General features: G+C 70.8%; 22 protein-coding genes. 15 read left to right on the plus strand and 7 right to left on the minus strand.

What is annotated here, in order from left to right:
- The first annotated feature begins 26 nt into the window (after positions 1-26).
- From G406_RS0129940 to G406_RS0129955, 4 genes are read left to right on the plus strand one after another with little or no spacing between them, the layout of a single operon-like run.
- Entirely contained in the window at positions 27-896 is an 870-nt protein-coding gene (locus G406_RS0129940) for a glycosyltransferase family 2 protein (RefSeq protein ID WP_028936643.1), read from the plus strand.
- A gap of 29 nt (positions 897-925) precedes the next feature.
- On the plus strand, positions 926-1,552 hold the full coding sequence (locus G406_RS0129945) for a GNAT family N-acetyltransferase (RefSeq protein ID WP_028936644.1): 627 nt from the start codon (positions 926-928) through the stop codon (positions 1,550-1,552).
- Between the two features lie 25 nt (positions 1,553-1,577).
- Entirely contained in the window at positions 1,578-2,660 is a 1,083-nt protein-coding gene (manB, locus tag G406_RS0129950; protein WP_028936645.1) for a mannose-1-phosphate guanylyltransferase, read from the plus strand.
- Positions 2,657-3,577 (plus strand): DNA-3-methyladenine glycosylase family protein, encoded by a 921-nt coding sequence (locus G406_RS0129955; RefSeq protein ID WP_028936646.1) that lies wholly within the window; start codon positions 2,657-2,659, stop codon positions 3,575-3,577. The genes manB and G406_RS0129955 overlap by 4 nt, the downstream gene beginning before the upstream one ends.
- A 395-nt stretch (positions 3,578-3,972) precedes the next feature.
- On the opposite strand, the gene G406_RS0129960 is transcribed toward G406_RS0129955, so the two are convergent.
- Positions 3,973-4,911: a TIGR03564 family F420-dependent LLM class oxidoreductase gene (locus G406_RS0129960; protein WP_028936647.1), complete on the minus strand. Its 939-nt coding sequence runs from the start codon at positions 4,909-4,911 to the stop codon at positions 3,973-3,975.
- A gap of 55 nt (positions 4,912-4,966) precedes the next feature.
- Here G406_RS0129960 and cofD point away from each other — a divergent pair, with 55 nt between their 5' ends.
- Genes cofD through G406_RS50765 form a run of 3 tightly spaced genes read left to right on the plus strand, consistent with a single transcriptional unit; the run spans position 4,967 to position 7,858 of the window.
- Positions 4,967-5,962, plus strand: coding sequence for a 2-phospho-L-lactate transferase (gene cofD, locus G406_RS0129965; RefSeq protein ID WP_028936648.1), 996 nt, complete (start codon positions 4,967-4,969; stop codon positions 5,960-5,962).
- The gene (locus tag G406_RS0129970) at positions 5,955-7,310 is read left to right on the plus strand and encodes a coenzyme F420-0:L-glutamate ligase (RefSeq protein WP_028936649.1); all 1,356 of its coding nucleotides are present in this window, start codon (positions 5,955-5,957) and stop codon (positions 7,308-7,310) included. The genes cofD and G406_RS0129970 overlap by 8 nt, the downstream gene beginning before the upstream one ends.
- On the plus strand, positions 7,304-7,858 hold the full coding sequence (locus G406_RS50765; protein ID WP_037079346.1) for an NUDIX hydrolase: 555 nt from the start codon (positions 7,304-7,306) through the stop codon (positions 7,856-7,858). The genes G406_RS0129970 and G406_RS50765 overlap by 7 nt, the downstream gene beginning before the upstream one ends.
- A 112-nt stretch (positions 7,859-7,970) precedes the next feature.
- Here G406_RS50765 and G406_RS0129980 read toward each other — a convergent pair whose 3' ends face one another.
- Entirely contained in the window at positions 7,971-8,729 is a 759-nt protein-coding gene (locus tag G406_RS0129980) for a site-2 protease family protein (RefSeq protein ID WP_245607264.1), read from the minus strand.
- Positions 8,730-9,021: 292 nt separating this feature from the next.
- Between G406_RS0129980 and G406_RS0129985 the strand changes: the two genes are divergently transcribed.
- Positions 9,022-9,288 carry a WhiB family transcriptional regulator gene (locus tag G406_RS0129985; RefSeq protein WP_051343029.1) on the plus strand — a complete coding sequence of 89 codons (267 nt, stop codon included), beginning with the start codon at positions 9,022-9,024 and terminating at the stop codon, positions 9,286-9,288.
- A gap of 157 nt (positions 9,289-9,445) precedes the next feature.
- On the opposite strand, the gene G406_RS0129990 is transcribed toward G406_RS0129985, so the two are convergent.
- Positions 9,446-9,922, minus strand: a complete 477-nt coding sequence (locus G406_RS0129990; protein ID WP_084216550.1) for a metallopeptidase family protein — start codon at positions 9,920-9,922, stop codon at positions 9,446-9,448.
- A 68-nt stretch (positions 9,923-9,990) separates the two neighbouring features.
- Between G406_RS0129990 and G406_RS0129995 the strand changes: the two genes are divergently transcribed.
- Complete coding sequence (locus G406_RS0129995; protein ID WP_028936653.1) at positions 9,991-10,320, plus strand: DUF3499 domain-containing protein; 330 nt, start codon at positions 9,991-9,993, stop codon at positions 10,318-10,320.
- A gap of 473 nt (positions 10,321-10,793) precedes the next feature.
- Here the strand turns inward: G406_RS0129995 and G406_RS0130000 are convergent, their stop codons facing one another.
- Positions 10,794-11,378 (minus strand): TetR/AcrR family transcriptional regulator, encoded by a 585-nt coding sequence (locus G406_RS0130000; RefSeq protein ID WP_028936654.1) that lies wholly within the window; start codon positions 11,376-11,378, stop codon positions 10,794-10,796.
- A gap of 62 nt (positions 11,379-11,440) precedes the next feature.
- Between G406_RS0130000 and G406_RS0130005 the strand changes: the two genes are divergently transcribed.
- From G406_RS0130005 to G406_RS0130030, 6 genes are all read left to right on the plus strand, one after another.
- A complete protein-coding gene (locus G406_RS0130005) occupies positions 11,441-12,286 on the plus strand; it encodes an alpha/beta fold hydrolase (protein ID WP_028936655.1) in 846 nt (281 codons plus the stop codon).
- A gap of 9 nt (positions 12,287-12,295) precedes the next feature.
- Positions 12,296-13,717, plus strand: coding sequence for a phosphomannomutase/phosphoglucomutase (locus tag G406_RS0130010; RefSeq protein WP_051342887.1), 1,422 nt, complete (start codon positions 12,296-12,298; stop codon positions 13,715-13,717).
- Between the two features lie 46 nt (positions 13,718-13,763).
- On the plus strand, positions 13,764-13,994 hold the full coding sequence (locus tag G406_RS0130015) for a Trm112 family protein (RefSeq protein WP_028936657.1): 231 nt from the start codon (positions 13,764-13,766) through the stop codon (positions 13,992-13,994).
- Between the two features lie 5 nt (positions 13,995-13,999).
- A complete protein-coding gene (locus G406_RS50770; protein WP_051343031.1) occupies positions 14,000-15,142 on the plus strand; it encodes an SIS domain-containing protein in 1,143 nt (380 codons plus the stop codon).
- 117 nt (positions 15,143-15,259) lie between these two features.
- Positions 15,260-16,504 carry a mannose-6-phosphate isomerase, class I gene (manA, locus tag G406_RS0130025; protein ID WP_028936658.1) on the plus strand — a complete coding sequence of 415 codons (1,245 nt, stop codon included), beginning with the start codon at positions 15,260-15,262 and terminating at the stop codon, positions 16,502-16,504.
- 54 nt (positions 16,505-16,558) lie between these two features.
- On the plus strand, positions 16,559-17,482 hold the full coding sequence (locus tag G406_RS0130030; RefSeq protein ID WP_028936659.1) for a cation diffusion facilitator family transporter: 924 nt from the start codon (positions 16,559-16,561) through the stop codon (positions 17,480-17,482).
- Here the strand turns inward: G406_RS0130030 and G406_RS50775 are convergent.
- The 3 genes from G406_RS50775 to G406_RS0130045 form a co-directional block, all read right to left on the minus strand.
- The gene (locus G406_RS50775; RefSeq protein ID WP_342666249.1) at positions 17,479-18,138 is read right to left on the minus strand and encodes a gamma-glutamyl-gamma-aminobutyrate hydrolase family protein; all 660 of its coding nucleotides are present in this window, start codon (positions 18,136-18,138) and stop codon (positions 17,479-17,481) included. The genes G406_RS0130030 and G406_RS50775 overlap by 4 nt on opposite strands.
- A 64-nt stretch (positions 18,139-18,202) precedes the next feature.
- A complete protein-coding gene (locus G406_RS0130040; protein WP_028936660.1) occupies positions 18,203-18,967 on the minus strand; it encodes a 3-oxoacyl-ACP reductase in 765 nt (254 codons plus the stop codon).
- Positions 18,968-19,067: 100 nt separating this feature from the next.
- Positions 19,068-20,432, minus strand: coding sequence for a glutamine synthetase family protein (locus G406_RS0130045; protein WP_028936661.1), 1,365 nt, complete (start codon positions 20,430-20,432; stop codon positions 19,068-19,070).
- Positions 20,433-20,494 lie beyond the last annotated feature (62 nt).

A 20,494-nucleotide genomic window follows, 5' to 3' on the forward strand; every position in this document is an offset into this window, starting at 1 on the left:
CCGGCCACCACATAGGGAGCGAGTAAGTGTCCTACGGCGAACGGCTTGCGGTTGTGAGCGTGACCTACTCGCCAGGGGAGTCGCTTGGTGCGTTCCTCGACTCGCTGGTCAAGGCGACCGAGCGCGACTACACCGTGGTGCTCGCCGACAACGGGTCCGTGGACGGCGCGCCGGAACGTGCCGAACAGGAACGCGACGAGGTGACCCTGCTGCGCATCGGGGAGAACGTCGGCTACGGCAGCGGGGCGAACCGGGGCGTGGCCGAGCTGGGGCCGGAGTTCGGCTGGATCGTCGTGGCCAACCCGGACGTGGTCTGGCAGCCCGGTTCCCTCGACGAGCTCATCGCCGCGGCGGAACGGACGCCGAGAGCCGGTGCGCTCGGCCCGCTGATCCGGGGCGGCGACGGTGCCGTCTATCCGTCGGCGCGGTTGTTGCCGTCGCTCGGGCGCGGGATCGGACACGCACTGTTCGGCAAGGTGTGGCCCGCCAACCCGTGGACCCGTGCGTACCAGCAGTCCGAGACGGTGGTGGAGGAACGCGACGCCGAATGGCTGTCCGGGTCCTGCCTGCTGCTGCGGCGGACCGCGTTCGACTCGGTCTCCGGGTTCGACTCGCGGTACTTCATGTACTTCGAGGACGTGGACCTCGGTGACCGGCTGGCCAGGGCGGGCTGGCGCAACCGCTACGTGCCGTCCGCCGAGATCGTGCACACCGGTGGGCACGCGACGACCGCGCACGCCGAGGTGTCGGCCCGCATGCTCGCCGAACATCACCGCAGCGCCTACCGCTACCTCGCCGACCGGCACCCCGGGCCGCTGTGGGCGCCGCTGCGGCTGGTGCTGCGCGCGGGGCTCGGCGCCCGTGCCGCGCTCGCGGTCCGACGAGCCGGTCGTTAGTACGTGCAGGCCGCGGTGAGGGGCCTGGGATGACCGCCAGGATCGAGCCGTTACGGGTGCGTGACGCTGCCGCCGTCGGTCGCCTGCTGGCGGACAGCCACCACGACTACCCCGCCTACCAGGCGCTCTGGCCGAAGCCGGGGGTGCGGGCCAGGGTGCTGCGCGGATACCTGACCGCGATCGCGCGGGACGCCGCGGTGTGGGGTGGCGCGGTGCTGGCGAAGGACGGCAGGGACGTGGTCGGTGCGACGCTGTGGCTGCCGCCGGGCCGCTACCCGCTGACCTGGTCCCGCAAGCTCAGGATGACCTCCGCCATGCTGCGCATGGTGTCAGCGGGGCCGGCGCGCGCGGCGTCGTTCGCGCTGCTCGGGGCGCGGATGGCGCGCGGCAACTGGACCGAACCGACCTGGTACCTGCGCGCGATGGGCGTCCATCCGGACGCGCGCAGACGCGGCGTCGGCTCGCTGCTCCTCGCACCGGTGCTGGCCAGGGCCGACGAGGAGGGTGCCTGGTGCAGGCTGGACATCTCGGACCCGGCCGGTGTGCACTTCCTGCAGCGCTACGGGTTCATGCTGTGCGGCACCGAGGTCACCGTGCGTGGCCGGGGCGGCGCGGAGTCCGCCTCGTACCTGGCGATGGCGCGACCGCCCGGTTGAGCGGGTGCCGGTACTGTCTGCGCGCGTGACAGCACACGAGCAGGACGTCGACGCGGTGGTGTTGGTCGGAGGGCAGGGAACCCGGCTGCGCCCGTTGACGTTGTCCGCGCCGAAACCGATGCTGCCCACCGCCGGAGTCCCGTTCCTGGCCCACCTGCTGTCGCGGATCCGCGCCGCCGGTGTGCGGCACGTCGTGCTCGGCACCTCGTACCTGGCCGAGACGTTCGCCGACCACTTCGGCGACGGGTCCGAGCTCGGGCTGGAGCTGGAGTACGTGGTTGAGGAGGAGCCGCTGGGGACGGGCGGCGGTATCCGCAACGTCGCGTCCCGGCTGCGCGCCGAGACCGTGCTGGTGTTCAACGGTGACGTGCTGGCCGGAACCGACCTGAACGCGGTGCTCGACACCCACCGCAAGACCGAGGCCGACGTCACCCTGCACCTGGTGCGGGTGGCCGACCCGACCGCCTACGGTTGCGTGCCCACCGACGAGACCGGCCGGGTCCTGGCGTTCCTGGAGAAGACGGACAACCCGCCGAGCGACCAGATCAACGCCGGTTGTTACGTGTTCCGCCGTTCGGTGATCGACGAGATCCCGGCAGGCCGGCCGGTGTCGGTGGAACGCGAGACCTTCCCCGGGCTGCTGGCCGAGGGTCGCAGGGTGTCCGGGCACGTGGACGACAGCTACTGGCGGGACTTCGGCACGCCGCTGGACCTGGTGGCGGGTTCGGCGGACCTGGTGCAGGGGATCGCGCCGTCCTCGGCACTGCCCGCGCCGACCGGGGAGGCGCTCGTGCTGGCCGGCGCCACGGTAGCGGCGGACGCCGTGCTCACCGGCGGGTCCACGGTGGGAGCCGGCGCGGTGGTGGAGGCCGGTGCCCAGGTGGACGGCGCATTGGTGTTCGACGGCGCGTCGATCGGGAAGGGCGCGGTCGTGCGCCGCTCGGTGCTGGGCGCCGGCGCCCGCGTCGAAGCGGGAGCTGTCGTGTGCGACGCGGTCATCGGCGACCGGGCCGTCGTCGGTGAACGGTGCGAGCTGCTCAGCGGAGCCCGGCTCTGGCCGGACGTGGTGCTGCCCGCCGACGGAATCCGGTTCTCCCCGCCCACATGAGCGCCGCACTGAGCCGGACCTGGACCCCGGACTTCGCGCTGGACCTGCTGGATCTGCTGCTGCCGCTGCGCCGTGGATCCGGCGATCCCACACTGCGTTCCGACGGTGACCGCGGCGTGTGGTGGCGCACGGCGACCACCGAGGCAGGCCCGTCGACGCTGGCCCTGCGCAGAAGACCCGACGGCACGGTGCTGGCCGACGCGTGGGGTCCCGGCGCGCAGTGCGCCCTGGACGGTGTCCCCGCGCTGCTCGGCGCCGACGACGACGACACGGGCTTCACCCCGCACCACCCGCTGATCGCCGAGGCGCGTGCACGCAAGCCCGGGCTGCGGCTCGGCGCGACCGGCCGCGTGTGGGACACACTGCTGCCCGCCGTGCTGGAACAGAAGGTCACCGGGATCGAGGCGCGGCGCTCCTGGCGTGAGCTGTGCTGGCGGTTCGGCACGCGAGCACCCGGCCCCGATGGAATGCCGAAGATGTGGCTGCCGCCGACCCCCGAGGCACTGCGTGCGATCCCGGACTGGGAGTGGCACCGGGCCGGCGTCGACTCGGCCCGCAGGCGCGCGCTGCTGGCGTCCGCGACCGTGGCGCACCGGTTGGAGCGAGCGGCGCAGCTCAAGGGGACCGAGGGGCGTGAGCTGCTGCGCAAGGTCCCCGGCATCGGCGTGTGGACCGCCGCCGAGGTCGCCCAGCGAGTCTGGGGAGACCCCGACGCGGTCAGCGTGGGCGACTTCCACATCCCGAGCGTGGTGGGCTGGGCCCTGGTGGGCCACGCACTGGACGACGCCGGAATGCTGGCGGTCCTGGCCCCCTACGCCCCCCAACGCCAACGAGCGGTCCGCTACATCGAGTCCTCAGGTTTCCGCCGCCCCCGCTTCGGCCCCCGCTTCTCCCCCCGCGACTACAGAACCCTGTAGATCCCCCTCGTGAGTGATGAGGCCGTCTACCCCGAAGGGGCGCGAAGCGTAGCCGCTCCTCGTGAGTGATGAGGCCGTCTACCCCGAAGGGGCGCGAAGCGTAGCCGGTCTACGCACTCACGACAGCTTTACCGTCGTGAGTGCGTAGACCGGCTATAGGCGGCCTCATCACTCACGAGGGCACCCCGAGGCAGCGCAACTCTGTGCACGCGGTCGGGACCACGGCCGTACCCGGCTTAGCCCGTGCCCGGCTTCAAGGCATCTCGGCTTCGCCGTCGACTCGTGAGTGGCAAGGGCGCCTATAGGCGCCCGGATCACTCACGACGGAAAAGCTGTCGTGAGTGCTCCGAGCGCCTACGCCTTCGGCGCCGCTTCGCGGTAGACACCCTAGCCACTCACGTGAGGGTGCCCAGGAGTTCCCAGGTTCGGAGTTGGTCCTCGGGGCCCGCGTATTCCGTCTCGCCGACGATGACCTCCGTGGCGCCCGCGTCGAAGTATCGCTGTAGCTGCTCGGACACCTCGTCCTCGGAACCGATCATCGCCAGGTCCCCGGCGCGTGAGACGCCCTCCCGGTCCAGCACGGCACGGTAGGACGGGATCGACTCGTAGAACGCCATCTCCCGGTGCGCTCGATCCCGGGTCCGCGCGACCGCGTCGGTGACCACCCCGGCCACCACAGCGACGATCCGAGGGCGCGGCCGGCCGGCGGCGGCAGCGGCCTCGGTGATCGTCGGCACGATCAGCTCGGACAGGGTCCGGGGACCGGCGAGGAACGGCAGCGTCCCGTCCGCGAGCGATCCGGCGACGCGCAACGCCTGCGGGCCCATCGCGGCCACCAGCACCGGGGGAGCGGGCTGCGCGCCCGGCACCGCGCTCGGGAACGGTGTGCGGGCGGTCACCAGCTCACCGGAGTAGTCGACGGAGCCGGTCTCCAACAGCGGGTGCAGCGCGGTCAGGAACTCCCGCAGGTGGGTGATCTGCCGTGTCCCCTCGGTACCGAGGGCATCCCGGAGGAAGTCACGCGCACCGAGCGCGATCCCCAGCTGGAAGTGCCCGCCGGTGGCGGCTTGCGCGGTCTGCGCGAGGCTGCCGAGCAGGATCGGGTGCCGGCCGATGATCGGCACCGCCGAGGTGCCCACGGTGAAGCCGGGCACCGCTCGACCGACGAGCGCGGCGAGCGCCACCGCGTCGTAGTCGAAGCGCTGCCCGAACCACCCGGAGCGGATCCCGAGCCGGTGCGCGGTCGCGGCCTGGTTCACGGTGAAGTCGACGAGGTTCGCCGGCGCGGGGTCGTCCCCGTGCGAGTACGGGGCCAAAACGGTGCCGAGGTTCATAACGTCGGCAACACCACGCCCACGTCCCAGGATTCCCACCATTACGCTCAGGCCTATGAAGGTTGTGGCGCTCGTGGGCGGTGTGGGCGGGGCGCGTTTCCTACTCGGGTTGAAAGCCGCGCTCGGCATCCCCGGTAGTGACGCGCACCAGATCACCGCGTTGGTCAACGTCGGGGACGACATCTGGTTGCACGGGCTGCGGATCTGTCCCGATCTCGACACCTGCATGTACACCCTCGGTGGCGGGATCGACACCGAGCGGGGCTGGGGCAGGGCGAAGGAGTCCTGGACGATCGGTGAGGAGCTCGCCGCCTACGGCGCGGACCCGAGCTGGTTCGGCCTCGGCGACCGTGACGTGGCGACGCACCTGATCCGCAGCCGCATGCTGCGCGCCGGCTATCCGCTCTCGGCGGTCACCGAGGCGCTGTGCGCCCGCTGGCAGCCGGGCGTGCGGCTGCTGCCGGCCAGCGACGACCGGGTCGAGACCCACGTGGTCGTCGACGACGACACCCCGGACGGCCCCGCGCAGCGGGCGATCCACTTCCAGGAGTGGTGGGTCCGGCACCGGGGCAAGCTCAAGGCGCACCGGTTCGCATCGGTCGGCGCCGAGGAGGCGACGGCGGCACCCGGTGTCCTCGAGGCGATCGCCGAGGCGGACGTCGTGCTGCTGGCACCGTCGAACCCGGTGGTGAGTGTCGGCACGATCCTCGCCGTTCCCGGGATCAAAGCGGCGCTGCGCGCCGGGCCGGCGCCGGTGATCGGGCTGTCGCCGATCGTCGGCGGGCGGCCGCTGCGCGGCATGGCCGACGCCTGCCTCGACGCGATCGGCGTGGAGACCAGCGCCGAAGGCGTCGGCCGGCACTACGGGGCACGCAGCTCCGCCGACGGTCTGCTCGACGGGTGGCTGGTGCACGAGACGGACCAGGCCGTCGTCGAGGGTGTCGCGGTCCGCGCCGTTCCCCTGTTGATGACCGACACCGAGACGACCGCGAGGATGGCCCGGCAGGCACTGGAGCTCGCCGGGGTGGCTGGAGCGTTCTCGGATGACTGAACCGGTCGTCGCCGACCACGCGGCCTCCGAGCTGCGGATCCGGCCGATCCTGGGGCTGCCGGAGTTCCGGCCGGGCGACGACCTCGCCGGTGCGATCGCGGCCGCCGCGCCGGACCTCGCGGACGGCGAGGTGCTGGTCGTGACGAGCAAGGTCGTGTCGAAGGTCGAGGGCCGTCTGGTCACCGCGCCCACCGACCCCGAGGAGCGGGACACTCGCCGCCGCGAGCTGGTCGCCGAGGAGACCGAACGGATCCTCGCGCGCAAGGGCCGCACGTTGATCGTGGCGAACAAGATCGGTCTCGTGCAGGCGGCGGCGGGGGTGGACGCCTCCAACGTGGCCACCGACGAGCTGGCGTTGCTGCCGGTCGACCCGGACGGTTCCGCGGCACGGCTGCGCGCCGGGCTGCGTGCGCTGCTCGGGGTCGACGTCGCCGTGGTGATCACCGACACGATGGGGCGGTCCTGGCGGGTCGGGCAGACCGACGTGGCGATCGGCTCGGCCGGCCTGCCGGTGCTGCACCGCTACGCGGGCGCCCACGACTCGGTCGGCAACGAGCTGATGGTCACCGAGGTCGCGTTGGCCGACGAGGTCTCCGGCGCCGCGGACCTGGTGAAGGGCAAGCTCGGCGGTGTGCCGGTCGCGGTGGTGAGCGGCATGGGCGCGCTTGCCGACGACGGTTCGACCGCGGCGGACCTGGTCCGGCCGCTGGACGAGGACCTGTTCTGGCTCGGCACCGAGGAGGCGCTGGCCCGGGGCCGTCGGGAGGCGGTCCCCGCTCGGCGTTCGGTGCGTGAGTTCAGCGACGAGCCGGTGGACCCGGACGCCGTGCGCCGCGCGGTCGCGGCCGCGTTGACCGCGCCCGCTCCGCATCACACGACCCCGTTCCGGTTCGGCTGGCTGCGCGACCCGGCGCGCCGCGCGCGGCTGCTCGACGCCATGGCCGCTCGGTGGCGAGCCGACCTGACCGCCGACGGACGCCCGACCGACGAGGTCGAGCGCAGGCTGGCCAGGGGCGACATTCTGCGCAGGGCGCCCGAGCTGCTCGTGCCGATGCTGGTCCCCGACGGCGAGCAGCCCTACCCGGACGAGCGCCGCACGTCGGCCGAACGCACGATGTTCACCGCCGCGGGCGGCGGGGCCGTGCAGGCGCTGCTGGTGGCGCTGGCGGCGGAAGGCCTCGGCTCGTGCTGGGTCGGGTCCACGATCTTCGCGGCCGAGCAGCTGCACGAGGTGCTGGACGTGCCGGCGCACTGGTTGCCGCTCGGCGCGGTCGCGGTCGGTCACCCGGCCCAGCCGCCCTCGGCCCGGTCACCGATCGATCACTCGGTGGGGCTGCTCGAGTGGTGACGGCAGCCTCCGCCGAGGCCACCCTGCGTGCGTGGAAGCCGGTCGACCCCGGCCAATGCGCACTGCGCGAGGCGTTCCTGGGATTTCTGCTCGCCCGTGACGACGCCTGCCGGCGCTCCTGCGAGCCCGGCCACCTGACCGCCTCGGCCGTCCTGATGGACCACGACGGATCGAACGTGCTGCTCACCCTGCATCCCAGGGTCGGCCGGTGGATTCAGCTGGGCGGACACTGCGAGCCGGAGGACGCGAGCCTGCTGGACGCCGCGCTGCGCGAAGCCACCGAGGAATCGGGCATCGACGGGCTGAGCATCGACCCGGAGCCGCTGCACCTGGACGTTCACCCGATCACCTGCTCGCTCGGGCTACCGACCCGGCACTTCGACGTCCGGTTCGTGGTGCGCGCCCCGCGTGGCGCCCGGTTCACGATCAGTGAGGAATCGGATGACCTCAGATGGTGGTCGGTTCACGATCTGCCCACCAACACCGACACCGTGCCGGGGTTGGTCACTCTGGCAACAGCCCGACTTGATGCCCCGATCGGGGATTGAGGGATAACGGAACGAACGTTTCCGCGTTTTAAACAAAAAATGTCGAGTCAATTTTACGCAAGACACATCCCTCAATAAACGATCAAGGCTTCGGGGAACTCCCGAGCGCGTGTCAGCGCTGCCAGAAAACGAACTGGCTGTAACCGTATCCTGCCGCCTCGGCGTCGCCGCCGAGGACCGTGAAGAGCAGTGTGCCGACGGCGAAGAAGACCTGCGCGACCGGTCGGACCAAGAAGAGGAGCGCGAACAGCGCCAGCGGCGCCCAGGGACGGACCCGTTCGCCGAGTTCCCGCGCGGGTTGGGACAGCCACGGTTCGAGCGCGCCGTACCCGTCCAGTCCGGGCACCGGAAGGATGTTCAGCAGGAACGCCAACACCTGAACGAGCGCTAGGTAGGACAGTCCGACCAGCAGTCCGACCGGCATCGGGACCAGTGCCACCGCGATCGCGAGCGCGACACCGAGCACCAGGTTGATCAAGGGTCCTGCCAGCGAAACCAGGCTCCTGACCGGCTTCGAACGGATTGCCCAGTGGTTGATCCACACGGCCCCGCCGGGCAGCGGGATGCCGCCGAGCAACAGGAAGATCAACGGCAACACGAACGACATCTGGGCGTTGGCGTAGCGCCGGATGTCGAGCGTCAGGTAGCCGCGGTTCTCGATCGAGGTGTCTCCGCCCCGGAAGGCGGTGATGGCGTGTCCGAACTCGTGCAGGCACAGTGAGACCGCCCACCCGCCGAGTACGAGGAGCACGACGCCCGTGGTCAGCATCACCTCGTTGTCGAACGTGCACAGCACGCCGCCCGCGACCGTGATGGCGATCAGCAGTAGGAAGATCGGGCTGACCTGGATGGCGAGACGACGGCGCGGCACACGTGCAGTCTGCCGATGTGACCATCGACCGGGCGAATTGGGCTCCTTATTCGGGTCTTCAGCTTGACCTATTAGAATCCCCCCGGTGTAATCACAGCGGTGTCATTCGGCGCCGAGTTGAACCCTACGCAGCGGACGGGCCGGGGTTCACGGGCGAAGATGCTCCGGGGGAGGCAGGCGTTCGATGACAGGCGCTGAAGATGGGCAGGTAGATGTGATCGTCGGGGCGGCGGACGGTAGCGAGCGGGACGACGGGGTCGTTGTCGAGCCCGAGCGGACCAGCTCGCTACACATGCTGGACGCGTTCGAACTTCTGGACGCGATGGAAGAAGAGGAAGATCACCCGGAGTGGCAGGATCGGGCGCTGTGCGCCGAGACCGATCCTGAGGCCTTCTTCCCGGAGAAGGGCGGCTCCACCCGGGAGGCGAAGCGGATCTGTAGTGGTTGCGAGGTGCGCTCGCAGTGCCTGGAGTACGCGCTGGCGCACGACGAGCGTTTCGGGATCTGGGGCGGCCTGTCCGAGCGAGAACGTCGCAAGCTGAAGCGGCGTGCCGGCTGAGCTGACTCAGCTCGGCCAGTCATGCGTGGGCCACCCCAAACTGCCGCCGTTTCGGTTCGCCGAGCGGCGGTCGTTTCGCGAATGCGTCTGATCGGACACCGACGCCCGAGGTAGGCCGGATGTGCGGCCTACCTCGGCCGCCGGCCTCCGATCACCGTCACTCCCCGGTCTCCAAGGAGTCCGGTTCGACGCCGAGGTAGCAGGCGACCTGTTCGATGAGCACCTCGTGCAGCAGATCGACCAGGTCGATCCCGTCGCGCGAGCGCGCCTCCAGGGGCCGGCGGTAGAGCACGATCCTGGCGCGGGTGGGCATGCCACGGCTGTCCACGCCTGCCGGTACCAGCTGAGCCAGCGGCACGCCGAGGTCCTCGACGACCTCCGGCGGCCAGCTCGTCGCGTCCGGGTCGGTCTGTTCGATCTCCGGCACCATGTCGACGGCGAGATCCAGCTCGGTCAGCTCGTCGCCCCACCGATGCTCGATCGGTTCGAGGGCCTCGAGCACCATGTCGTCGAACCGCTGTGCGCGGTTCTTGAACACCGGAGTGGTAACCGGGTAGCGCAACCCGCGCAGACCGCGGCCACGACGGTCACGGTGTGTTGCGCGCCGCCTCGGGCGGTTCCGTACAGACCTCACGCGGGTGAGGGTACGCGTCGCTGCCACACGTGGTGCGGCTCAGGAGATATGGTCGGTCGGTGCGGGATGTGCGTAGGTGTTCACGAAGTGGGTGCACCGAGCACGCGGTGGCCACGTTGACCTATGTCTACGCTGAGTCCACGGCGGTGGTCGGTCCACTTGCGACCCAGGCCGAGCCGCACTCGTACGACCTGTGTGCCATGCATGCCAACAGGCTCACAGTGCCGCGCGGGTGGGACGTGGTGCGGCACGAGGGCGAGTTACAGCCGGTGACGTCGAGCGACGAGCTGACGGCCCTGGCCGAGGCAGTGCGCGAGGCCGGCCGAGCGGTGAAGGCCGACCCCCTGGGCCCCCAGGTGGCAGGCGCGGGCCGCCACCTGAGAGTGCTCAAGGACTGATCCCACGACCTCGCAGACCCCGACGTCGCGTCGCAGACACTGCAGCATCTGCGACACGACGTGAACCTCTGCGACGTACGACGTTTGTGGCGAGTGAGGTGGGTGGGGCGCCAAGGGCGAAGTGCACCCGGGGAGGCACTGCACCGGGGGCGACAGGGACGCGGCGCAGCCGTGGCCCAGCAGAGCGCGATCGGCTCGCCAGCACCACGGCGGACACGCACGCCGCCCCTTTCCCCGCGATCCTGGCCCGCACTTGGCGTGGTCGGGTGGTGTCAACCCGGAACCCTCGCCCCCGAACGACGTGCACCAGGCACGGGTGCGAGGCCGGCGAAGCCGGGGGTTGATACCGCCCGACCACGCCAAGACACTGATCGGCCAGCGGGGACAACCTCCGAGCGCCCGCGCGATCCAGCGACTCGCGGGGACGGAATCCTCGACTCGCGCTGACGGCATCCTCGACTCGCGGGACGGGGTCAGGTGCGGAGGCCGTCCAGGATGGACAGGAGCGTCGGCTCCATCTCTGCGCGGGCGGCCTCGGGGTCCGGAGCGTGCGCGATCAACTGGGCCGCCTCGGCCAGTGCGGCGAGCAGTAGATGCGCCAACGGGCGCACCGGCTGAGTACGTAGCGCCCCGGCGTCCATGGCGGTGGTCAAGGCCATCATCACGAGTCCCAGCCCGTAGCGGGCGTCGATCTCCCGCCAGCGGGGCCAGCCCAGAACGGTCGGCGCGTCGAGCAGGGTGATCCGCAGGACGGCGGGCTCCATGCAGGAGTCCAGATAGAGCGTCATGCCGGTCAGGAGCAGCTCGACCGGGTCCGAGACGGTGGCTATGCGGGAGCCGATGGACGCGACGATCTCCTGCTCCAGCTGCTCGTGCACAGCGGCGAACAGCTCGCGTTTGTCCGCGAAGTGGTGGTACAGCGCGCCCCGGGTCAGTCCGGCGCCGCGCACCACGTCCTCGGTGCCCACGCCCGCGTACCCGCGTGCGGCGAACAGCTCGCGCGCGACGGCGAGCAGCTGGGCGCGGGTGGCCTCGGCACGTTCTTCCCTGGTTGACATACAGCGTGTATGTTACGGCCATACTCAGATACAGGTTGTATGTGAAACCGGAGGAGACGGACATGTCGGAGATCGACCTCGACCAGGGCACGGTGCAGTACAGCGACAGCGGTGGCGACGGACCGGTGATCGTGCTGATCCACGGCCTGCTGGTGAACGGTTCGCTGTGGCGCGACGTCGTCCCGCTGCTGAGCGAGAACGCCAGGGTCGTCGTCCCGGAGCTGCCGATGGGTTCGCACCGGATCCCGATGAAGCCCGATGCCGACCTGACCCCGCCCGGCGTGGCCCGGCTGATCGCCGACTTCCTGGACGCACTCGACCTGCGCGACGTGACGTTGATCGGCAACGACACCGGTGGCGCGATGTGTCAGCTGGTGGCGACCCGGCACCCCGAGCGCCTCGCCCGGTTCGTGCTGACGAACTGTGACAGCCACAAGAACTTCCTGCCGCCGATGTTCCGCCCGCTGCAGTGGATCACCCAGGTTCCCGGCGTGGCGCGGGTGATCGCGCGCGGGCTGCAGATTCCGGCGCTGCGCAGACTCCCGATGGCCTACGGCTGGTTGACCCGCACCGAGGTGGACCGCGAACGTTCCGACTCGTGGGTCGGCCCGATGGCCACGATCCCCGGGGTCCGCCGCGACGTGGTGAAGCTGTTGGGTGGCATCCATCCGCGCTACACGGTGGAGGCGGCGACCAAGCTGCGCGCCTTCGACCGGCCCACGATGCTGATCTGGGGACGCAAGGACCGGTTCTTCACGCGGCGCCACGCGGAGAAGCTCGCGGCCGAGTTCGCGGACGCGCGCCTGGTCTGGGTCGAGGACTCCGCGACCTTCGTACCGGTCGACGCCCCGGACCGCCTCGCGGGCCTGGTCAGAGACTTCGTGCACCGCCCGGTGGGGAGCCGATAAGCTCCTCGGGTGCACCCCCAGCCCGATAGCGATGTCCTCGTCGATCGACCGCCGGCCCAGTTCCGCGACCTGTCCGAGATCGTCAAGGCCTACGACATCCGCGGTGTGGCGGGTCAGCAGCTGGACGCGGAGGTGGCGGGGCGACTCGGCGCGGCGTTCGCGCGGCTGCTCACCGAGGCGGGTGAGGCCGGCGACGGAATCGTCGTAGGGCGGGACATGCGGATCAGCTCACCGGAGCTCGCCGCCGCGTTCGCCCAGGGTGTCACCGCTCAGGGCGTCGACGTCATCGACATCGGGCTGGCCAGCACCGACCTGCTGTACTTCGCGGCTGGCTCGCTGAACCGGCCCGGTGCCATGATCACCGCGAGCCACAACGGAGCGAAGTACAACGGGTTCAAGCTCTGCCGTGCCGGTGCGGTCCCGGTGTCGACCGAGCTGCAGCAGCTGCGCGGCATTGCCGAGCCGGGGCCGTTGTCGGTCGCCGACGTTCCCGGCACGCTGACCCGGCGGGACCTGCTGGCCGAGTACGGCGAGTACCTCACGAAGCTGGTCGACGTGTCCGACATCCGGCCGCTCAAGGTCGTGGTGGATGCGGGTAACGGGATGGGTGGCTACACCGCGCCCTCGGTGCTCGCCGGGCTGCCGGTCGAGCTGGTGCAGCTGTACTGCGAGCTGGACGGCACGTTCCCCAACCACGAGGCCAACCCCCTGGAGCCGGCGAACCTGGTCGACCTGTGCGAGCGGGTCTCGGCGGAGGGCGCCGATCTCGGGCTGGCCTTCGACGGTGACGCGGACCGCTGCTTCGTGGTCGACGAACGCGGCGAGCCGGTGAGCGCCAGCGCGATCACCGCGCTCGTCGCGGTGCGCGAGCTGGCCCGCGAGCCGGGCGCCTCGGTGATCTACAACCTGATCACCTCGCGGGCCGTGCCGCAGATCGTCACCGAACACGGCGGCACGCCGGTGCGCACCAGGGTCGGGCACTCGTTCATCAAGAAGACGATGGCCGAGACCGGCGCGATCTTCGGCGGGGAGCACTCCGCGCACTACTACTTCCGCGACTTCTGGTGCGCCGACTCCGGCATGCTGGCCGCGTTGCACGTGCTCGCGGCGCTCGGCGAGCAGGACCGTCCACTGTCCGAGCTGATGGCCGACTATGGTCGGTACGCCACGTCAGGCGAAATCAACTCGAGCGTCGCCGATCCGGCCGGCCGGATGGCCGAGGTGAAGCGCGGCTACCAGGACCGGGAGGGCGTCGAGCTGGACGAGCTGGACGGGTTGACCGTGTCGCTCGCCGACGGTTCCTGGTTCAATCTGCGCCCGTCGAACACCGAGCCGCTGCTGCGGCTGAACGTGGAGGCCGCCGATGCGGACGCGGTGGCGGCGCTGCGCGATGAAGTATTGATGACGGTCCGAGCTACCAGCGGTGGCTGACCGGATAAGAGCGCATAGTGGGGCATACGACAGAGAGGGGTCGGCCATGGCCGTAGAGCTGGATCCGCAGCTGTTGGAGATCCTCGCCTGCCCGTCGGAGGACCATGCTCCGTTGCGTGTCGGCGCGGTGACCGAGCCCGACGCAGAGGTGTTGACCTGCACGTCGTGCGGCCGTCGTTTCCCGGTGGTCGACGGTGTGCCGGTGTTGTTGCTGGACGAGGCACTCCCACCGCTCGCGGCCAGCGGCGTGCCGGACGGTTCACCGGGCGAGAAGTGATCGCCGTGCTGGACGACAGCCTGCTGGAGAACCCGGTGGCGCTGGCCGACGCGGACACCGGCGGCCTGCTCCGCTCCGCCGCCACCGCGGGGGCACAACTTCGTTCGACGGCGCAGGCAGCGCAGGAGGCACGCCTCGAGGCGTTGGCCGGTAGCCGGCCGAGGGCACTGGTGCTGCTGCGCCGCCCCGGGTCGTCGGGGCACGCGGTGGAGCTGGTCGCCGCGCTGCTCGGCCCGGCCTGCCCGGTGCCGGTGGTGACGGCCGAGGTCGCGCCGAGCTGGATCGGACCGCTCGACGTGCTCGTTGCGCACACCTCCGATCCGGGTGACCGTGAGCTCGCCGAGTCGGTGGGCCACGCCGTCCGCCGAGGCGCGGAGGTGGTGCTGTCGGCGCCCGGCGAGGGCCCGATCGTCGCGGCGGGCGCGGGGTCGGCGCGGCTGCTCGAACCAAGGGTTCCGGTACCGCCGAGTCTGGACTTCCCGCGCGCGCTCGCGGCGATGTTGGTGACCGTGACGGCTCTCGGTCTGCTCAAGGCCGATCTGGATGTGCTGGCCACGGACCTGGACCGTGAGCTGGAGCGTGACCACCCGTCGCACGAGCCGTTCGTGAACCCGGCCAAGACGTTGGCGCTGCGGCTGGCGGATCACACGCCGCTGCTGTGGGGGACCGACCCGGTCGGCACGGCACTCGCCGGGTACGCGGCGGCCACGCTTGCCACGCATGCCTCGGTGATCGTGCACGCGGCCGACGCCGGTGAGGCGGCCAGAGCGGTCGCGCTGCAGCGCGCGCTGGTCAGCGGCCCTTCCGGTGGCGCGGACGACATCTTCCACGACCCGTTCGACGACCCGGCCGACGGTGCCTCCGGTGCGTTGCCCGCGCCGCCCCGGATCGTGCTGCTCAGCACCGCCGACGTGGATCCGCACGAAGCCGTGATGCGTCGCGCCGGTCGTGACTGGCCGGCGGCGGACGTGCTGCACCCGATCGAAGAAGTGCCGGTCGGCGCACCCGGCGGCGCGTTACGGCGCGCGGTGCTGCTCGCCGCGAGATTCGATCTGGCAGCTCTGTACCTGGGTCTGGCCGGCGCGGTACTCGGATCGGATCGCGGGGCTGGTCCGGACGCCGCGTGGCGGCTCTACGGACCGGCCTGAGCGCGCTGCGGCGCGACTTGCGACCATCTGTAGGAACATTTCGCTGCGGTGCCGCCAGCGCGGCCCCTGTGCACTGCGTCGATGATCATGCAGGCACAGCACTAGTTTCGGAGAACGATGGAGCTACTGGACAACCCGGTCCGCAGGTACGCCTGGGGTTCGCGGACGGTGATCGCGGAGCTGCAGGGCCGCCCCGTGCCGTCGCCGCATCCTGAGGCGGAGCTGTGGCTCGGCGCGCACCCGGGCGACCCGTCGTGCCTGCTGTTCTCCGACGGGCGCCGGATCTCGCTGCTCGACGAGCTGGCCGCCGACCCGGTCACCCGCCTCGGCGAGGCCAGCGCACGGCGGTGGAACGGGCAGCTGCCGTTCCTGTTCAAGGTGCTCGCGGCCAACGAGCCGTTGAGCCTGCAGGCGCACCCTGGAGCGGCGGACGCGGCGGCCGGTTTCGCCAGGGAGAACGCCGAGGGCATCCGGCTCGACGATGCGCGGCGCAACTACAAGGACGTCAACCACAAGCCGGAGCTGATCTGCGCGCTCACCGAGTTCCACGCGCTGTGCGGGTTCCGCGAGCCCGAGGGGACGCTGGAGCTGCTCGGGGCGTTGGCGGTGCCCGAGCTGGCCGCGCACGTGGACCTGCTCGCCGGACAGCCCGACCACGGCGGGCTGCGCGCACTGTTCAGCACCTGGATCACGCTGCCGCAACGGCTCTTGGACCACATGGTTCCGGCGGTGCAGCGCGCCTGCGTCGACCTGTTGCGCAAGGGCGGGCCGGACCGTGCGTTCGGCGCCGAGCTGCGTACCGTCCTTGAGCTGTCCGAGCAGTACCCCGGGGACGCCGGTGTGCTGGCCGCGTTGCTGCTGAACCGGGTCACCCTCGCGCCCGGTGAGGCGCTCTACACCGGGGACGGGGTCCTGCACGCGCACCTGTCCGGTGCCGGCGTCGAGCTCATGGCCAACTCGGACAACGTGCTGCGCGGCGGTCTGACCCCCAAGCACGTGGACGTCCCCGAGCTGCTCAAGGTCCTCGACTTCGAAGCGTGCCCCGCCCCGGTCATGACCGGCACCGCCGACGGCGTCATCACCCGGTACGACACGGTCGCCGAGGAGTTCCGGCTGTGGCGGCTGGACTGGTCAGGGCCGACCAACGGCGATGTGGTTCCGCTGCCGGACAGCGGCCCCCGGATCGTGCTGTGCACTGCCGGGTCGGCGAAGGTGTCCGCCGGCTCCGGCCGGTCGATGACGCTGGACCGGGGCGAGTCGTTGTGGCTGGACGCGACCGATGTGGCGGTCAAGGTCGCCTCGGTGGACGGTCCCGCGCAGCTGTTCCTGGCGACCGACGGGACGCGCACGAGCGACCGTTAGGATCAGCGCGCTCAGTCACTTCTCAGTCGCTCGTCCAGCCATGGGGGTACCAGCGTGTCAGCGGGAAACGGAACCCGGGCGATCGTTGCGGCGCTGGCGGCCAACGCGGGCATCGCGGTGGCCAAGTTCATCGGGTTCCTGGTGACCGGTTCGTCGTCGATGCTCGCCGAGGCGGTGCACTCGCTCGCCGACACCTCGAACCAGGGGCTGCTGCTGCTCGGCAAAAAGCGTGCGGCGCGTCCCGCGGATGCCGCGCACCCGTTCGGGTTCGGACGGGACCGGTTCTTCTACTCGTTCGTCGTGGCGCTGCTGCTGTTCAGCCTCGGTTCGATGTTCGCGCTGTACGAGGGCATCCACAAGATCGGCCACCCGGAACCGCTGTCCTCGCCGGTCGTCGCCATCGTGATCCTGGGTGTCGCGATCCTGCTGGAGGGCTACAGCTTCCGGACCGCGATCCAGGAGTCGCGCCCGCTGAAGGGCGACAGGACGTGGTGGCGGTTCATCCGTGAGGCCACCGAGCCGGAGCTGCCGGTCGTGCTGCTGGAGGACTTCGGCGCACTCATCGGTCTCGTGCTCGCCATGTTCGGTGTGGTGCTCGCGGTCGTCACCGGGAACGGCGTGTGGGACGGCATCGGCACGATCTGCATCGGGGTGCTCCTCGGGATCATCGCGGTCATCCTGATCATCGAGATGAAGAGCCTGCTGATCGGTGAGGGCGCGGACTCGGGGACCCTGGCGAACATCAGGGGTGCGCTGGAGGCCGGCCGGGTCGAGCGCGTGCTGCACATCCAGACGCAGTACCTGGGTCCCGACGAGCTCCTGGTGGCCGCCAAGATCGCCCTGACCTCGGGCCTCGCGGTCGAGGACGTGGCGAGGGCGATCGACGACGCGGAACGACGAGTCCGGGCCACGGTCCCCAACGCCAAGTTCATCTACCTCGAACCGGACCTGGACCGAACCGCCCCCGCGAGTCGCTAGATTCCGCGGTGCGAGTCGCTGGATTCCGCGGCTCGGGTCGCGGTGGCAGCCTGGACGAACGCCGCGAAGAGGGCCGCGGTGTCCGGGTTCTCCTCCGGGTGTGACTGGACGCCCAGCAGGAACGGATGGTCCGGGTCCTCCACGGCCTCGATCGTGCCGTCCTCGGCCCACGCGGTCGCCGTCAGACCGGTGCCCAGCTCGTCGACGCCCTGGTGGTGGGCGCAGGACAGCGCGGCCGACTCGCCGAGTGCTTCCGCCAGCCGGGTGCCCGGGCTGATGCGTACCTGCGTCGTCTCGTAGCGGCCGGGGACGCGCGGGGCGTGGCTCGGCAGGTGCTGGTGCAGCGAGCCACCTCTGGACACCGCCAGCACCTGCATGCCCCGGCAGATCGCCAGCACCGGAATCCCGCGCCGCTGCGCGCAGGCGAGCGCGGTGAGTTCGGCCTGGTCGCGTTCCACCCTCGCGGGCTGGGTCGCCGGGTCGCGTTCGGCGCCGTAGCGCGCAGGATCGACGTCGGGCCCGCCGGACAGCAGCAGCCCGTCCACGCGATCGAGCACGTCCGGGACGGCGACGGCCGAGGGTGGCAGCAGGACGGGTGCGCCGCCGGCCTCGGTGATCTGCCGGACGTACGCCCAGGGCAGCAGTGCGGCCGGCACGTCCCGCCACACCCCCCCCAGCCGGCCGGTTCGTGGTAGCTGGTCAGCGCGATGAGCGGTCGACTCATAGGGGAGTCGTGTACGCGGCCGAGATGCCGCCGTCGACCAGGAACTCCGAGGCGGTGATGAACGAGGAGTCGTCGCCGGCCAGGAACGCGATGGCCGCGGCGATCTCGGTCGGTTCGGCGAACCGGCCCATCGGCACGTGCACCAGACGCCGCTGAGCCCGCTCCGGGTCCGCCGCGAACAGCTCTTGCAGCAGCGGCGTGTTGACCGGCCCCGGGCACAGCGCGTTGACCCGGATGCCCTCGCGCGCGAACTGGACCCCCAGCTCCCGCGACATGGCCAGCACCCCGCCCTTGGACGCGGTGTAGGACACCTGCGACGTCGCCGAACCCATCACCGCGACGAACGAGGCGACGTTGATGATCGACCCCTTGCCCGCCCGCCGCATGTACGGCAGGACGGCCTGGCAGCCGAGGTACACCGACGTCAGGTTGACTTCCTGTACACGCCGCCAGACGTCGAGCTGCGTGGTCAGGATCGAGTCGTCCTCGGGTGGTGAGATGCCCGCGTTGTGCAGCGCGATGTCGATCCGGCCGTACTGCTCGTCGGCCGTCGCGTAGATGCGCGCCACGTCATCGGGGGCCGTCACGTCGGCGGTGACCGCGAGCCCACCGACCTCGTTCGCGGCCGCCTCGGCGGTGGCGGTGTTGATGTCGACGCACACCACGCGCGCGCCGTCGGAGGCCAACCGCCGCGCCGCCGCCAGGCCGATGCCGCTGCCCGCGCCGGTCACCACCGCGACCCGATCCTGAAGCTTGCTCACCCGGCCAACCTACGCGGCCTCAGCTCGCACAGACCGGGTGCACGCCGCACAGAAGCCGGAGCCTCTGTGCGGCGTAGAGAACCTCTGTGCGAGGTGACGGTTAGAGGCGCTCGAAGCCTCTGCGGCGTTCCCAGTCGGTGACCGTCGAGTCGAACGCCGCGAGCTCCACCCTCGCCATGTTCGCGTAGTGCTCGACGACCTCGTCGCCGAAGGCGTTGCGGGCCACGGTGGACGACTCCCACAGGTCCAGCGCCTCGCGCAGTGTCGTCGGGACGGTCGGGGCGCCCGAGGTGTAGGCGTTGCCGACGCACGGCTCGGGCAGCGGCAGCTCGTTCTCGATGCCGTGCAGACCGGACGCGATGACCGCGGCAAGCCCGAGATACGGGTTCACGTCGCCGCCGGGCAGCCGGTTCTCCACCCGCAGCGACGGCCCGCGACCCACGAGACGTAGCGCGCACGTCCGGTTGTCGTGTCCCCACGCGACGGCGGTCGGGGCGAAGCTGCCGGGCGCGAAGCGTTTGTAGGAGTTGATGTTCGGGGCGAACAGCAGGGAGAACTCGCGCAGCGTCGCCAGCTGCCCGGCCAGGAAGTGCGAGCCCAGCGTGCCCAGCGAACCGTCCGGACCGGCGAGCACAGCATCGTCGGAGTCTCGGGTACGGAGCGACAGGTGGATGTGGCAGGAGTTCCCCTCCCGCTCGTCGATCTTCGCCATGAACGTCAGCGAGCAGCCCTGCAGCGCCGCGATCTCCTTCGCGCCGTTCTTGTACAGCGCGTGGTTGTCGGCCGTGACCTGCGCTTCGTCGTAGCGGAACGCGATCTCCTGCTGCCCGAGGTTGCACTCGCCCTTCGCCGACTCCACGTACAGCCCGGCGCCGGCCATGCTCAGGGTGATCGCGCTGAGCAGCGGCTCCACCCGGGACGTGCCCAGGATCGAGTAGTCCAGGTTGTAGAGGTTCGCCGGCGTCAGGTTCCGGTACCCGCTCTGCCACGCCGCCTCGTAGGTGTCGCGGTAGACGATGAACTCCAGCTCCGTCCCGGCCACGGCGTACCAGCCACGCTCGGTCAGCCTGGCCCGCTGCCGGTCGAGCACCTGGCGCGGCGACGGGGCCACCGGCTCACCGTTCGACAGCCGCAGATCGGCGAACACCAGCGCCGAGCCGGGCTGCCAGGGCAGCAGGCGCAGCGTCTCCAGGTCGGGGACCATCTCGAAGTCGCCGTAGCCGGACTCCCAGGACGTCAGCGCATAGCCGTCGACGGTGTTCATCTCGACGTCCACCGCGAGCAGGTAGTTGCAGGCCTCGGCGCCGTGCGGGAGAACCTCCTCCAGGAAGTAGCGCGCCGAGCAGCGTTTGCCCTGCAGCCGGCCCTGCATGTCGACCAGCACCAGCAGAACCGTGTGGATCGAGCCGTCGCCCACCGCCTTGCGCAACTCGGCCTCGGTCAACAACCCGTCGCGCGCGTGCATCGAAGTCACATGTTCTCCCCGAGGTGGACGTCCATTGGGCACGTGTTGTTCACCGTTCGTCA

Source organism: Actinospineispora spinosispora DSM 44797 (assembly GCF_000429025.1).
In the GTDB taxonomy this organism is placed as follows: Bacteria; Actinomycetota; Actinomycetes; order Mycobacteriales; family Pseudonocardiaceae; genus Pseudonocardia; species Pseudonocardia spinosispora.